13 protein-coding genes are annotated in these 12,386 nt (G+C 43.9%); 7 read left to right on the top strand and 6 right to left on the bottom strand.

Going from position 1 to position 12,386, the window contains the following annotated elements; translation table 11 throughout:
* Positions 1-7: 7 nt before the first annotated feature.
* From ACMXYS_RS08955 to ACMXYS_RS08945, 3 genes are read left to right on the top strand one after another with little or no spacing between them, the layout of a single operon-like run.
* Positions 8-970, top strand: coding sequence for an ABC transporter substrate-binding protein (locus ACMXYS_RS08955; protein ID WP_415896296.1), 963 nt, complete (start codon positions 8-10; stop codon positions 968-970).
* A complete protein-coding gene (locus ACMXYS_RS08950; RefSeq protein WP_415881374.1) occupies positions 967-1,740 on the top strand; it encodes an ABC transporter permease in 774 nt (257 codons plus the stop codon). Before ACMXYS_RS08955 ends, ACMXYS_RS08950 begins: the two co-directional genes overlap by 4 nt.
* Positions 1,733-2,380, top strand: coding sequence for an ABC transporter ATP-binding protein (locus ACMXYS_RS08945; protein ID WP_415881373.1), 648 nt, complete (start codon positions 1,733-1,735; stop codon positions 2,378-2,380). The genes ACMXYS_RS08950 and ACMXYS_RS08945 overlap by 8 nt, the downstream gene beginning before the upstream one ends.
* Positions 2,381-2,434: 54 nt before the next feature.
* Here ACMXYS_RS08945 and ACMXYS_RS08940 read toward each other — a convergent pair whose 3' ends face one another.
* The 4 genes from ACMXYS_RS08940 to ACMXYS_RS08925 form a co-directional block, all read right to left on the bottom strand.
* Positions 2,435-3,220: an ABC transporter permease gene (locus tag ACMXYS_RS08940; protein ID WP_415881372.1), complete on the bottom strand. Its 786-nt coding sequence runs from the start codon at positions 3,218-3,220 to the stop codon at positions 2,435-2,437.
* Positions 3,217-3,954 (bottom strand): ABC transporter ATP-binding protein, encoded by a 738-nt coding sequence (locus tag ACMXYS_RS08935; protein ID WP_415896295.1) that lies wholly within the window; start codon positions 3,952-3,954, stop codon positions 3,217-3,219. Before ACMXYS_RS08935 ends, ACMXYS_RS08940 begins: the two co-directional genes overlap by 4 nt.
* Before the next feature lie 76 nt (positions 3,955-4,030).
* On the bottom strand, positions 4,031-5,002 hold the full coding sequence (locus ACMXYS_RS08930; protein ID WP_415896294.1) for a YVTN family beta-propeller repeat protein: 972 nt from the start codon (positions 5,000-5,002) through the stop codon (positions 4,031-4,033).
* Between the two features lie 11 nt (positions 5,003-5,013).
* Positions 5,014-6,183, bottom strand: coding sequence for an ABC transporter substrate-binding protein (locus tag ACMXYS_RS08925; RefSeq protein WP_415896293.1), 1,170 nt, complete (start codon positions 6,181-6,183; stop codon positions 5,014-5,016).
* Positions 6,184-6,352: 169 nt separating this feature from the next.
* Between ACMXYS_RS08925 and ACMXYS_RS08920 the strand changes: the two genes are divergently transcribed.
* From ACMXYS_RS08920 to ACMXYS_RS08905, 4 genes are all read left to right on the top strand, one after another.
* On the top strand, positions 6,353-6,790 hold the full coding sequence (locus tag ACMXYS_RS08920; RefSeq protein WP_415881368.1) for a copper-binding protein: 438 nt from the start codon (positions 6,353-6,355) through the stop codon (positions 6,788-6,790).
* A 156-nt stretch (positions 6,791-6,946) separates the two neighbouring features.
* Positions 6,947-7,582 (top strand): response regulator transcription factor, encoded by a 636-nt coding sequence (locus tag ACMXYS_RS08915; RefSeq protein ID WP_415881367.1) that lies wholly within the window; start codon positions 6,947-6,949, stop codon positions 7,580-7,582.
* 144 nt (positions 7,583-7,726) lie between these two features.
* On the top strand, positions 7,727-9,028 hold the full coding sequence (locus ACMXYS_RS08910) for a histidine kinase (RefSeq protein WP_415881366.1): 1,302 nt from the start codon (positions 7,727-7,729) through the stop codon (positions 9,026-9,028).
* Complete coding sequence (locus ACMXYS_RS08905) at positions 9,025-9,669, top strand: response regulator (RefSeq protein WP_415881365.1); 645 nt, start codon at positions 9,025-9,027, stop codon at positions 9,667-9,669. The genes ACMXYS_RS08910 and ACMXYS_RS08905 overlap by 4 nt, the downstream gene beginning before the upstream one ends.
* Before the next feature lie 64 nt (positions 9,670-9,733).
* On the opposite strand, the gene ACMXYS_RS08900 is transcribed toward ACMXYS_RS08905, so the two are convergent.
* Both ACMXYS_RS08900 and exaA read right to left on the bottom strand, forming a co-directional pair.
* Positions 9,734-10,372 carry a pentapeptide repeat-containing protein gene (locus ACMXYS_RS08900; RefSeq protein WP_415896292.1) on the bottom strand — a complete coding sequence of 213 codons (639 nt, stop codon included), beginning with the start codon at positions 10,370-10,372 and terminating at the stop codon, positions 9,734-9,736.
* A gap of 68 nt (positions 10,373-10,440) precedes the next feature.
* Entirely contained in the window at positions 10,441-12,270 is a 1,830-nt protein-coding gene (exaA, locus tag ACMXYS_RS08895) for a quinoprotein ethanol dehydrogenase (protein ID WP_415896291.1), read from the bottom strand.
* Positions 12,271-12,386 lie beyond the last annotated feature (116 nt).

The following is a 12,386-nucleotide window of genomic DNA, read 5'->3' as shown; positions in this document are numbered from 1 at the left end:
GAGTTTTATGTTTTTTGTTCGTAATGTATTGTTTTTATTGGTTTTAATTCCGTCTTTTGTATGGGGTGGTGCAGAGAAGCCTCAATTTAAAGTGGCTGTTTTAGCTTCAGGTACCGTTAATTGGGAGTTGCAGCACTTAAAGAATCAAAAATTAGATGAGCTTAATAATTTCGATCTAAATATAATTAAAGTGGCTAGTATGTCCGCTGCAAAAGTTGCGCTGACTAGCGGAAATGCAGATGCGATTGTTGCTGATTGGTTATGGGCAGCGGATAGAAACAGTAAGGGCGAATCTTTTAGATTTATTCCGTTCTCTAAACAGGTTGGGATGGTTATGAAGCCTGCATCTAGTCAGCTGTCTGATCTTTCGGAGCTTAAAGGTAAAAGAATAGGTGTTGCTGGTGGGCCTTTGAATAAGGGTTGGATTTTACTCAGGGCGGCAGCACGAAAACATGGGCTTAATCTCGAGGCGGATGCACAGGTTCAGTTTGGCTCGCCACCCTTATTAAGTCAGTCACTAAAAAGTGGTCGTCTAGATCTGTTAGTCACGTTTTGGCATTACGGGGCGAGGCTTGAGACTGAAGGCTATAAAACTGTCATAAGTCTGCAAGATATGATGGCAGAGTTGGGTATGACTAGTCAGTTGCCTATGCTTGGCTATCTAGTAAAGCAAGATCAAGTGGATAGTAATCCTGAGTTGATAAATAGCTTTGTAGATGCAGTAATGGCAGCTAAGAACCAATTGTTGAATGAGGATGATCATTGGCTAGGTCTTCGTAAACTAATGAGGGCTGAGAATGACCAGGTTTTTAATGCACTTATTGCTGGGTACCGCAATGGCATACCTAGTCCTATAACAGCTGATCAGATCGATGATGCTAAGGTATTCTATAAGTTGATTACTCAATTCAAACCATCACTTAAAGGTGCTGAGCTGAACGAAGATATGTTTTATAAGGCAGGTCTATGAGTTCAGCGGGCAATATAAGTCGTTTGAGTGACCAGCTGTTAGCTATATTTGTTCTCTTGGCTGTATGGTGGGGCAGTGCGGCGTTCGTTAATAACGTATTGCTTCCCACACCTGGTGAGGTGTTTAGCGCCTTGCAAGTTGAGTGGTCCGAGCAAAGGCTGTTGGATAGTTTACTGATTACTTTGCAGCGAGTTGCGATTAGTTTCTTCTGCGCCATGTTACTTGGCGGTCTACTCGGTGTTCTGATGGGGAAATTTTCCACAGTAAACAGAATATTAGACCCTCTATTAATTATTCTTCTGAATGTCCCAGCGCTAGTTGTAATTATCTTGCTTTATATCTGGTTCGGTTTGGTTGAGGCAGCAGCAGTCGGTGCGGTAATCATCAATAAATTACCCAATGTCGCTGTGACCTTACGTGAAGGTGGGCGCATGTTTGATGAGCAGCTGGAGGAGATGGCCAGAGCCTATCATTTCTCTTTCAAGCAAAAGCTTACAGAATTATGGTGGCCTCAACTGTTTCCTTACATCATGGTCGCGACGCGTAGTGGTTTGGCATTGATATGGAAGATCGTTTTAGTCGTAGAATTGTTGGGGCGCTCTGATGGGGTCGGCTTTCAGCTTCATATGGCCTTTCAGCTTTTTGATGTAGCAACAATCCTTGCTTACAGTTTTGCCTTTATCTTTATTGTTCAAATGATCGAGTGGTGTATTTTGCAGCCTTTAGATCGGTATGCTCAGCGCTGGCAGCGAGGTTCAGAACGTGTATAAATTTGCATCTGATAAGATTTGCTACGGCGACGAAACCATTCTTCAACCTATAGAGCTTGAATTAAAGGCAGGCTCAACTATTGCCATTTTAGGCGCTTCCGGCTGTGGTAAAACTACATTACTAAACAAGCTAGCCGGCTTGGCTGAAAATGCGATTCATTGCTGGAATAAAGAAAGCATAGATATAGGTTATCTATTTCAAGAGCCAAGGTTGCTTCCTTGGAGAACGATTAATCAGAATTTAGCCCTAATTGAGCCTAATTCAGAAAAGGTCGAAGCGATGCTGGGGGCCGTAAAATTATCTGGATATGGGGATCATTATCCTTCACAGATATCATTAGGTATGGCGAGGCGCGTGTCTTTAGCGCGTTGCTTATTGCTTGATCCCGAAATGGTGTTGATGGACGAGCCGTTAACCTCGTTAGATATGAGTACGGGAGAGGAGATGAGGGAATTAATCTCCCATTTGGTTTGCGAAAATCCAAAGCGTTGTATGATCTATGTAACGCATGATCTGGATGAAGCGTTAGCTTTGGCTGATGAGGTGGTTGTGTTAAAGGGGCGTCCTGCCACGGTTTATCTTCATAAAAGTACGAGTGAGTTAAATCGAGCAGAACTCGAATCAGCGTTGAAGGCATAAAAAAGCCTCTCTTCATAGAAGAGAGGCTTTTTGCTTTAAACTGTTCGGCTTATTCTAGCGACCGGACTTCTGAGGTTTAAATCCAGTAACCGCAAAAGCAGTAAAAAACGCTGTAGCGAATGCTGTAATGCCTAATGCTTCAAGGTTCAGTTGCATATAAAGTGCATAGCGGACTAGTTCAACTGCATGGGTAAACGGATTTGCCATGCAGATCCAATAGAGCCATTCACTTGATTCCTGCATCTTCCAAAGCGGATAGAGTGCAGAAGAAAGGAAGAACATCGGGAAGATAACGAAGTTCATTACCCCCGCAAAATTCTCAAGCTGTTTGATCTTAGTCGAAAGGAATAATCCAAGAGAGCTTAGTAAAAGTGCAACTAGCAGTAATGCTGGTAAGACTGTTAGGTAGCCCATTAACGGCGGCTCTACCTCAACCAATAATGCCACTAATAAGAAAGCATAAACTTGCGTAAGCGAGATCAAGGCAGTCGCGACCATTTTACACAGCAGTAAGTATGGGCGTGGAAGGGGGCTCATTAACAGTACTCGCATACTCCCCATTTCACGGTCATACACCATGGATAAGCTGCTCTGCATGCCGTTAAACAGTAATATCATGCAGCACAAGCCGGGTGCGATGTAAGTCTCATAGGTGATGTAGGTATCGTACGGCTGGATAATCGAGATACCTAATGCCGCTCTGAAGCCGGCAGCAAATACCACTAGCCAAAGTAGTGGTCTAACTAACGAGCTGAGGAATCTAGAGCGCTGTTGTACGAATCGCAGAAATTCACGAACTAGAATGCCATAAAAACAGTTCCAATAACTGGCAAAGCTCATAGAGCCTCCTTAGCAGGCTTTTCAGTTAACTGGTGGAAAGCGTCAGTGAAATTGTCTAAGCCTGATTGATTCAACATCTCAGATGCTTTGTCATTGATCATGATCTGGCCTTTGTTGAGCAAGACGATGTGGTCTTCTTCCTTAATCTCTTCCATTAGGTGGGTAGCCCATAGCACAGTCAATTTTTCGTCCGTGCAAAGGTTGCGGACATGGGTGTTAAGTGCTCTGCGGGTTTGAGGGTCAAGACCTACAGTTGGCTCGTCTAATAAAAGTATTTCTGGTTGGTGAAGGAGTGCGCGTGCTATCTCGACACGGCGTCTGTGACCGCCGTTAAGGCTTCGGACCTTGTCATTGGTCCTATCTGACATTTCCATTCGTTCTAGCTCAAGTTTGATCCTATCGCTAGCCTGGGCTTTTGATATGCCATGCAATGCAGCGTGGTATAAAAGATTTTGCTGAACTGTAAGATCTAAATCTAAGGTGCTTTGCTGAAACACAACGCCTAGTTTTTTCATTAGGCTAGAAGGTTGCTTCTTGATGCTAAGCTCATTGATACGAATATCGCCGGTTTGCATGGCATTTAGACGAGTTATTAAAGCGAATAGTGTCGATTTGCCTGCACCATTAGGTCCCAAAAGGCCATGGAACTCCCCAGGTTCTAGCGAAAAACTAATATCCTTTAGCGCCTGTCTAGGGCCGTAGCTGAAACTTACGGATTCTACATTGATACTCATTGCTGAATCTCTTTGCGGTATAAACAAAATTGGCCCACAGAGTGGGCCTTATATGTTTGATAGGGTGGGTAAACTACTATGGTTTAACTTTTACGCCCCATGGGTAGCGGCCTACCTTAATGCTTTTTACAGCTTTCATTTTGCTAATATCAATAACCGATACGTCGCCGCTAATGCCGTTGGTCGTTAGGAGCTTAGTTTGATCTTCGTTGAAGTCCATGTGCCAAACACGACGACCAACTAGGATATAGTCTTCAACTTCATAGGTTTTAGCGTTTACAACTGCAACGTGGTTAGCTGGGCCAAGCGCTACGAATGCATATTTACCATCATCCGATAGGCGGATGCCTACAGGCTGAACTCGGTCAGGGTGAACGCCTTTGATTTCAAATGTAAGCTTTTTAAAGATCTTGCGTGTTTCTACATCGATAACAGAAACTGTACCGCCAATCTCAGAACTCGCCCATAGGATCTTGCTGTCGGTGCTGAATTCAACATGGCGTGGACGCTGATCTACAAGTGTATTGTCAATAAGCTCGTAAGTGGTGGTATCAATCCAGTGAACCATGTTGGTCGTTTCACTGGTGTTAACGGCAATTTTACCGTCTGGGCTAACAGCCATGCCTTCAGGTTCTACGCCAACATCGATTTGAGCCAGTACTTCGCTAGTTTGTGTATCAACAATTGTTACTAAGGCATCATCTTCGTTAGAGATGTATAGGTGGCGGTCGTTAGGGTGAAGTGCAAATTGCTCTGGGTCTTCACCTGAAGGGAGCTCGCCAATAATCTGTTTGGTTGCAAGGTCCATAATCTGCACGGTATCAGAATCAGATGCGCAGATATAAAGTTTTGTGTAGTCCTTTGAGAATAAAATACCGCGAGGGCGCTCGCCTACATTTAGTGTCTCAACAACTTCCAAGCTTTTTAGGTCGATGATAGAGATGGTGTCATCTTTTTCGTTCGATACATAGGCAAGCTCTGCGTGTAGTAGAGGCGAGGCAATCAGCATACCTGCAGCAAGGGGTTTTAATAACTTTTTAAAATTCATGACTACTCCAATTAATTGCTGCATTTAACTTCGGATTTATCAAAGCCCAAAGTATCAAGTTCGTTTACAGGGTGAAGGAATCCATCCTGTGGGGATTGTGATACAAGAGAGCGCGGATGGACAAGAGGAATTGGTTGTCTAAGCTGACCATTCCACTCTCTATAGTTAAGTTTTCTGCCTTTAAAGCCTGCTAGTTCGAATTTCTCGGAACGAATATATTCGTAAGCCACCTTGGGGTCAGAAGAGTTCGTGCGAGTTACTGCTTCACCTACACTTCGTACGGCAGCCCATGAAGCATAATCTTCATTAGTCATCCAACGCTTAGCTAGCTTGTCAAAACGGCTTTGCAGTTGGGCTGCGCCCCATTGTTCTACAACACGGTGCCATGTAACAGGGCTTAGGCCTTGTGTACCAACTACAGGTCTTGGAAGCCAAGTGTTATACAAAACGTATTCGCCAAAATCGCCACGCTCATCTGCCACAAAGACCACATCGTACTCTTTAGTTTGTGTGAAAAGTGGCATTTCACTCTGGGCTGTACGACGTAAATCGGTATCGTAATCCCACTGCTTTTCGGCAACAATCTTTAAGCCAAAGCGCTTAGCGGCACGTTTGAATGCTTGGGTATACGCCTTGTCTTCAACTTTTTGCCCTGAAATCACGAGCACTTTATTTAAGCGCTTAGCTTTCAGCCATTGCGCAAGTGCATCTGTCAGCATTGCTCGGCTAGGTAGGGTGTGAAGTAGTGAGTTGTTGCACTCTTTACTTCTGAGTTGATCAGAAGGGGAGCCAGAATTAAATATAACTGCCTCATCAGGAAGCGCTTTGTCGATATCTTTGAGGGTCTGGCTTTGGGCGTTGATAACAAAAAACCGAACGCCTTGAGCATAGAGATCAGAGGCTTTGCTGATAAGTTCTTCAGGATTTTCTGAATCGAACTGTTGCAGTGAATACTTATGTTTTAAGAAGCGGCCAGTTGTGTTGTTGTCGTTGATGCCAAGCTCTGCGCCTTTGAGGCCAGAATCTTCAGGGTCGGGAATAATGTTTGATAAAACCGGGCCATTATCCATCTGCTGCTGAAGATATCCTATGTTAACTTCTAGATTTGCCTGGGCATGTGTTGCGACGGCGAAAAATGTGGCAAGTACCGTCAATGTTGGCTTAGATTGATTTTTAAACATAAAACACGGTTATCTTTATTATGATTTATGCCCAGCATAAGTGGGATTTCGTGAACTCGGAATATGAAGAAAGTAGAAATCAATTAGTACTGAAGTAGGGTTCTTTTACCCAGTTCGGTCTTTAGCATTAAGTGCATAAATAATAAGTAATTTAAACCAAGGGTGAATTATGAGCTTAATCAAGAATCTTGCTGCTTGCGGCTTAGCTTCTGTTATTGCAATTACTAGTACAGCGGCTGTTGCTGAAGGTGATTTAACACGTAGACCTGCAAAGCTTCCTGATCTTGTTCTAGGAACCGAAGATAATCGTTATCACTTGTCTGAAAAGGAATACAACCTTGAGACGGGTAAGTCATACAAGTTAAAGATTATCTCTAGCGGTCAAACTGAGTACGCATTGAAAGCTCCGGGTTTATTTAATTCTATTTTCTTGCGCAAAGTAGAAGCTGGCGATATGGAAATTAAAGCAGCTACTTTAAAAGAGCTGGAGTTTGAACAGGAAGGTGAAGCTGAAATTTACTTCGTGCCAATTAAGCCGGGTAAATTTGAATTCTTCGCTGAAGGCCTAGAGCATAAAGGAATGGAAGGCGTTTTTAACGTTAAATAATCCGTATCTTTCTAAAGCCTGAGTGCGCTTTGTATAAGCGTACGCAGGCTTTCTCCTTCCTCTTGTTACACCCCATAGTTCTTTCGTTGCTAAGATGTAAACAATTACTACTTTAGGTGGTAAGATTGGCGTGCAAGTTTATATCTTGGAGTATCGATGAAAATCCTAATTACTGATGATCATTCTGTAGTACGTCAGGGGTACGCAAGTGTCTTGCCTACGGTTATCGAGCCATGTGAAATAATCGAGGCAGCAAGCGGAGAGGAGTCTGAGGCGTTATATTTTGCTGAAAAGCCAGATCTAGTGATTATGGATATCAATCTGCCTGGTATTAGTGGCATAGAAGCGGCCACTCGAATCTTAGATAAAGACCGTGATGCTAAAATCCTATTTTTTAGCATGTACGACGAAGCTTTGATGGTGAAGCAGGCGTTAGATGCTGGTGCTATGGGCTATATAACCAAGTCAGGCTCCCCTAAAACGCTTATCGAAGCTGTAGAAAAGATAAGAGAGGGTGAGGTTTTTATTGAGTATGACTTGATTATGAAACTTGCTCTAAATAACCAAGATGTAACAGAAGGCCGTCTCCGGGATTTGACGCAGAGAGAGTTCGAGGTCTTTGTAATGCTTGCTCGCGGTCAGAGCAATCGAACAATCGCAGATACACTCGGAATTAATGTTAAAACAGTCTCAAATTACGTTACTACGATTAAGAGTAAATTGAAGATTGCATCTACAGCGGAGCTTGTTCATTTAGCAGTTGATGCTGGTGTAATTAAGTTCGCCCCATAATTCATTTTGTTCCCACTATGGGTTGAAATGAGTACTTAAGTAGTACTTTGTTTCGGTCCTTGGAGGGATTCTTACCAATAGGGACTCATTAGCATACTTAGAAGGTTCTCTAATTTTGTTAGAGATATCAGTATAGGTGTACATATGAATGCAGTCCTGCGCTTAAATTTACTAGTTTCAGCAGTGTTTGCTGTAGCGCTATCGATCACGATTTATGAAACGCTTCAGCAAGCTACCAAAGATATTACTCGAGAAGTTACTGCTGGGCTTAGCTTTACTCATCAGTTACTCAGTGTTGCGGTCACTGACAGTGATTTACTTGAAAGTATGCTCGAAGGAGAGACTCGCCACGTAAAGATCATCCTTGTTGATGATTCCTTAAGTGGTGGGGAGGTAGGTGCAGATGATGAACTGTCTTCAGAGATAGATGATGAAGTTCCTGCTTGGTTTATGGATTTAATACCGGGACTTGATCGGCTCACTGAAAAAGAATATTACCGATACCTACCTGACGGTAGAGCGCTAAAGCTGCAAGCAGATCCTACCGATGAGGTTGAGGAAGTTTGGGAATCTGTACAGCACGTATTTGTCCTATTTGTGCTGAGTGCATTACTTTCAAATTTAGCAATCTATGTTGGTGTCCGTCAGGGGATTAAGCCTGTATCAGATTTTCTTGCAGCTTTGAATGAAATTGAAAAGGGCCGTTATGCTGCTCGACTTGAAGAGTATTCTATTAAAGAAATCAATCAGTTAGCTGGTCATTTTAATTCTATGGCTCACTCCCTTCAGGAAGCTCAGAGCGATAACTTAAAGCTGACCCATGAATTAATGCGTTTGCAGGAAACTGAACGTGCTCATCTTGCCAGGGAGCTTCATGATGATCTTGGGCAATATCTCACGGGTATTAAAGCTCAAGCCTATTTGGTAAAAGAAAACTCGTCTAATACCGATTTGGTTGCTTCGGTGGGTAATCAAATATCGATCAACTGTGATGCGATGCAGACTAGTTTCAGGCAGCTGATCAGAGAGCTGCATCCGGTTATATTGGAGCAGTTGGGTTTGTTAGATGCTATACGTACGCAGGTCGATACTTGGCGTCAATCTCACCAAGTGAAAGTGTCGTTAGATTTACCAGATTTTATTCCTTCGTTAGATGATGAAACTAATACGCATATCTATCGAATACTTCAGGAGTCTTTAAATAATGTGGCTCAGCATGCTCAGGCTGAGCATGTTTTAGTTAGGGTTGTTTTTGATGGCGAAGCCCTTGTTCTGCGGGTGATGGATGATGGTGTTGGGTATGTTGATTCTGGGTCTCAAGGATTGGGGCTTCGATCAATGCAAGAGCGAGCTCGTTGTGTGTCAGGTGAGCTAAAGATTAATAAGTTAGATAAAAAAGGGAGTGAAGTTGTTCTGCAAATCCCTTTAGTACAGGAATTGGTATGAAAATAATAATAGCGGATGATCATGCTGTAGTGCGTCAGGGTTATGCAAGCCTTTTATCGACAATGCTTGCTCCATGTGAAGTGTTAGAAGCTGGTAGTGGTGATCAGGCATATAGTATGTGTCAATCTGAAACACCCGATGTAGTTATCATGGACGTCAACATGAATGGCATCAGTGGTATTGAGGCAACTCGTCGAATCTTACAGCGCTGTCCTGATATCAAAATACTTTTCTTCAGTATGTATGATGAAATACCTGTAGTAACTCAGGCTTTAGATGCAGGTGCTAAAGGGTACATCACTAAGAGCTGTACGCCGGAGGTTTTGATTGAAGCAGTTACTAAGGTTGCTGGTGGGCAGCTTTATGTCGAGCATGAGTTGGCTATGCGTTTAGCGGTGTCGCGCCCTGAGCAAAAGGATAAGCGTCTTAAGGAGATGACTCAGCGCGAGTTTGAGATCTTTGTTATGTTAGCGCAAGGCAATAATGTCAAAGAGATCTCAGAACAGCTTTGTATTAGTAGTAAGACGGTTTCTAACTATACCGCAATACTAAAAAGTAAGTTGAATATAGGTTCAACGGCGGAATTAGTGCATCTGGCTATAGAGACCGGTCTTGTGAAAGTGGGAACTAATGTGAGCTAGCATTAGTTTGGTTATAAAAAAGGCGCATGGAACAAAGTTCGATGCGCCTTTTTGTTGTTTGGATTTAATTCTTAGACCAACCAAATGGGCAGCCTTTGCAGCCGTCCATATAGGTTGCTTGGAATGTAGCGTAGTGCTTCCTAACGCCTGTGAAGTCAGCATTTTCTAAAGACGCGGCATTTAGCTTAGCTTCCTGTAGATTGGCGTTTTTAAGGTTGGCGCCTGTCAAAATAGCTTTTGTCATCCAGGCGATTTCTAGATTTGCAGCCTGAAGGTTGGCTTCTACGAATTTAGCGCTGCTAAGACGAGAGAAATTTAAATTTGCGCCATGTAAATTTGCGCGATAAAAATTTGCGTCCTGCGCGAACAATGCCCAACCGTTGATAGCTTCAAGATTGGCATGGCTTAGGTTTGAGCCTCGAACTGTTGCGTGTCTCATATCCGCGCGAGCAAGATCTGCATTGGATAGATCTGCTTTTTCCATCTTGGTGTTTTTAAGAACTGCGTGACGAAGGATAGTACCGCTTAGGTTTGCGCCAGTTAGATCAGCTCTAGACAGATCTGCATTGCTTAGATCGGCACCCGACAAATTAACGCCTGGACATTTAGTATCTGGGGCAATGGTGCAGCCATTAATCACTAGGTCATCTGCAGTAGCAAGTTGGCTGGACAGTAGGAGCGTAAATAATATTGTTTTTTTCATATCTCTATCCTAAAAAGCCCGCAAGCATTGGGGAGCTCGCGGGCTTGGGTTACATCAAGTAGTAACTATTAGTTCTTAGGGAGTTTGAATACCCAGAAAGAACCACCCTGTGATACAGGCTTAGTTAGGTCAGCCATGTCGCCACCCCATAGAGGTACCGCGCCACCGTAACCGCTAGCTAGGCCGATGTACTGTTCGCCATCTTCTTCCCAAGTGATAGGGGAGGATACGATGCCGGAGCCAGTCTGGAATTTCCAAAGTTCTTCGCCAGTCTTAGCGTCGAATGCTTTGAAGTAACCATCACCAGTACCTGTGAAAATTAGGTTGCCTTTGGTAGCGAGAACGCCAGACCATAGAGGAAGTTTCTCTTTGTGAGACCATACGATCTTACCAGTCTTAGGGTCTACTGCACGAAGAACACCTACGTGGTCGTCGTACATTTTTCTGATACGGAAACCTTGGCCTAGGTAAGCAGCACCGCGCTTGTAGTGAACTTCTTCAGTCCAGTAGTCTTCTTTCCAGTGGTTGGCGCCAAGGTAGAATAGGCCTGTGTCTTGGCTGTAAGCCATAGGGTTCCAGTTTTTGCCGCCTAGGAAAGGAGGAGAAACTTCGATGGATTTACCCTTTTTCTTGCCTGGCTCTGGTGGTGGTGGGCGTTGGCCTTCAACCTCAACTGGGCGACCAGTCTTAGGATCGATATGAGTTGCCCAAGTAACGTTGTCTACGAATGGGAAGCCGCGGATGAAGTCACCGTTCTGACGGTCAACAACGTAGAAGAAACCGTTACGGTCAGCGTGAGCTGTCGCTTTGATTGTCTTGCCTTTGTCCTTGTATTCGAACAGAACAAGTTCGTTGTTACCAGAGAAATCCCAAGCATCGTTTGGAGTGTGCTGGTAGAACCACTTAACTTCGCCCGTAGATGGATCTACTGCAACCTGACCGGAAGTGTATAGGCTGTCGTAGTCAGCTGGATTGCCGCCTGGAGAAGTACGAGCCCAACCATTCCATGGTGCAGGGTTACCAGCACCTACGATGATAGTGTTTGTTTCAACGTCGAAGCTAGCGGACTGCCAAGGTGCACCACCACCGTGGCTCCATGCTTCAACTTTACCTGTTGGTGAGTTTGGATCATCAGGCCAAGATGGAGCTTTTGGATCACCTGTAGGTGTGCTCTTCTTGCCGTCTAGGCGACCGTAGTGACCTTCAACGAATGGGCGCATCCAGATCTCTTCACCCGTCTTAGGGTCACGAGCGAATAGGTTGCCTACTACACCAAACTCATCACCAGAAGAGCCGTGGATAAGCATTGCTTTACCCGTTTTCTGATCTTTGATGATCGTAGGTGCACCAGTCATAGTGTAGCCTTCAGTGTGATCAGCAAATTTCTTCTTCCAAACGCGCTTACCAGTTTTTTTATCTAGAGCTACGATAGCTGCATCAAGAGTGCCGAAGTAAACAAGATCTCCGAAAATAGCTGCACCACGGTTAACTACGTCACAGCAAGGGCGGATGTCGTCTGGTAGGCGGTAAGAGTAAGACCAAATTTTCTTACCCGTTTTAGCATCTAGTGCAAACATGCGAGAGTAAGAACCAGTTACATAGATGATGCCATCATGTACTAGTGCTTGAGTTTCTTGACCACGCTGTTTTTCATCACCAAAGGAGAAAGACCATGCAGGAGTCAATTTCTTAACGTTTTTATCGTTAATCTCTGTCATGTCGCTCCAGCGCTGTGCTTTAGGTCCGATACCGTAACCTAGAACGTCTTCTGGAGTGTTTGCGTCATTTTTGATGTCGTCCCAAGTAACTGGTTTAGCAGTAGCAGCGCCTGCTACTAAGCTAAGACCAATTGCAGCGCAAAGCGGCTTTAAGTCTGTCATGTTTATTTTTTTTGTCATTTTTATAAACCCTAGTGTTATAGGAAAGTTATAACTTGCGATTGATATTCGCTGGTAACCATTCTCGGCTTAAGGGTATATATACGACAACGGCAGGATTCCCTGTTAATCAGGGG

This window comes from Neptuniibacter sp. QD57_21 (genome assembly GCF_047778075.1).
In the GTDB taxonomy this organism is placed as follows: domain Bacteria; phylum Pseudomonadota; class Gammaproteobacteria; order Pseudomonadales; family Balneatricaceae; genus Neptuniibacter.
This window is presented reverse-complemented; position numbering and strand designations above follow the sequence as displayed.

Coding starts and splice junctions, on each gene's coding strand:
- ACMXYS_RS08925 (WP_415896293.1), bottom strand. CDS start 6,183: ATGTTTAAAAATCAATCTAAGCCAACATTGACGGTACTTGCCACATTT.
- ACMXYS_RS08900 (WP_415896292.1), bottom strand. CDS start 10,372: ATGAAAAAAACAATATTATTTACGCTCCTACTGTCCAGCCAACTTGCT.
- ACMXYS_RS08910 (WP_415881366.1), top strand. CDS start 7,727: ATGAATGCAGTCCTGCGCTTAAATTTACTAGTTTCAGCAGTGTTTGCT.
- ACMXYS_RS08955 (WP_415896296.1), top strand. CDS start 8: ATGTTTTTTGTTCGTAATGTATTGTTTTTATTGGTTTTAATTCCGTCT.
- exaA (WP_415896291.1), bottom strand. CDS start 12,270: ATGACAAAAAAAATAAACATGACAGACTTAAAGCCGCTTTGCGCTGCA.
- ACMXYS_RS08950 (WP_415881374.1), top strand. CDS start 967: ATGAGTTCAGCGGGCAATATAAGTCGTTTGAGTGACCAGCTGTTAGCT.
- ACMXYS_RS08905 (WP_415881365.1), top strand. CDS start 9,025: ATGAAAATAATAATAGCGGATGATCATGCTGTAGTGCGTCAGGGTTAT.
- ACMXYS_RS08930 (WP_415896294.1), bottom strand. CDS start 5,002: ATGAATTTTAAAAAGTTATTAAAACCCCTTGCTGCAGGTATGCTGATT.
- ACMXYS_RS08915 (WP_415881367.1), top strand. CDS start 6,947: ATGAAAATCCTAATTACTGATGATCATTCTGTAGTACGTCAGGGGTAC.
- ACMXYS_RS08920 (WP_415881368.1), top strand. CDS start 6,353: ATGAGCTTAATCAAGAATCTTGCTGCTTGCGGCTTAGCTTCTGTTATT.
- ACMXYS_RS08935 (WP_415896295.1), bottom strand. CDS start 3,954: ATGAGTATCAATGTAGAATCCGTAAGTTTCAGCTACGGCCCTAGACAG.
- ACMXYS_RS08940 (WP_415881372.1), bottom strand. CDS start 3,220: ATGAGCTTTGCCAGTTATTGGAACTGTTTTTATGGCATTCTAGTTCGT.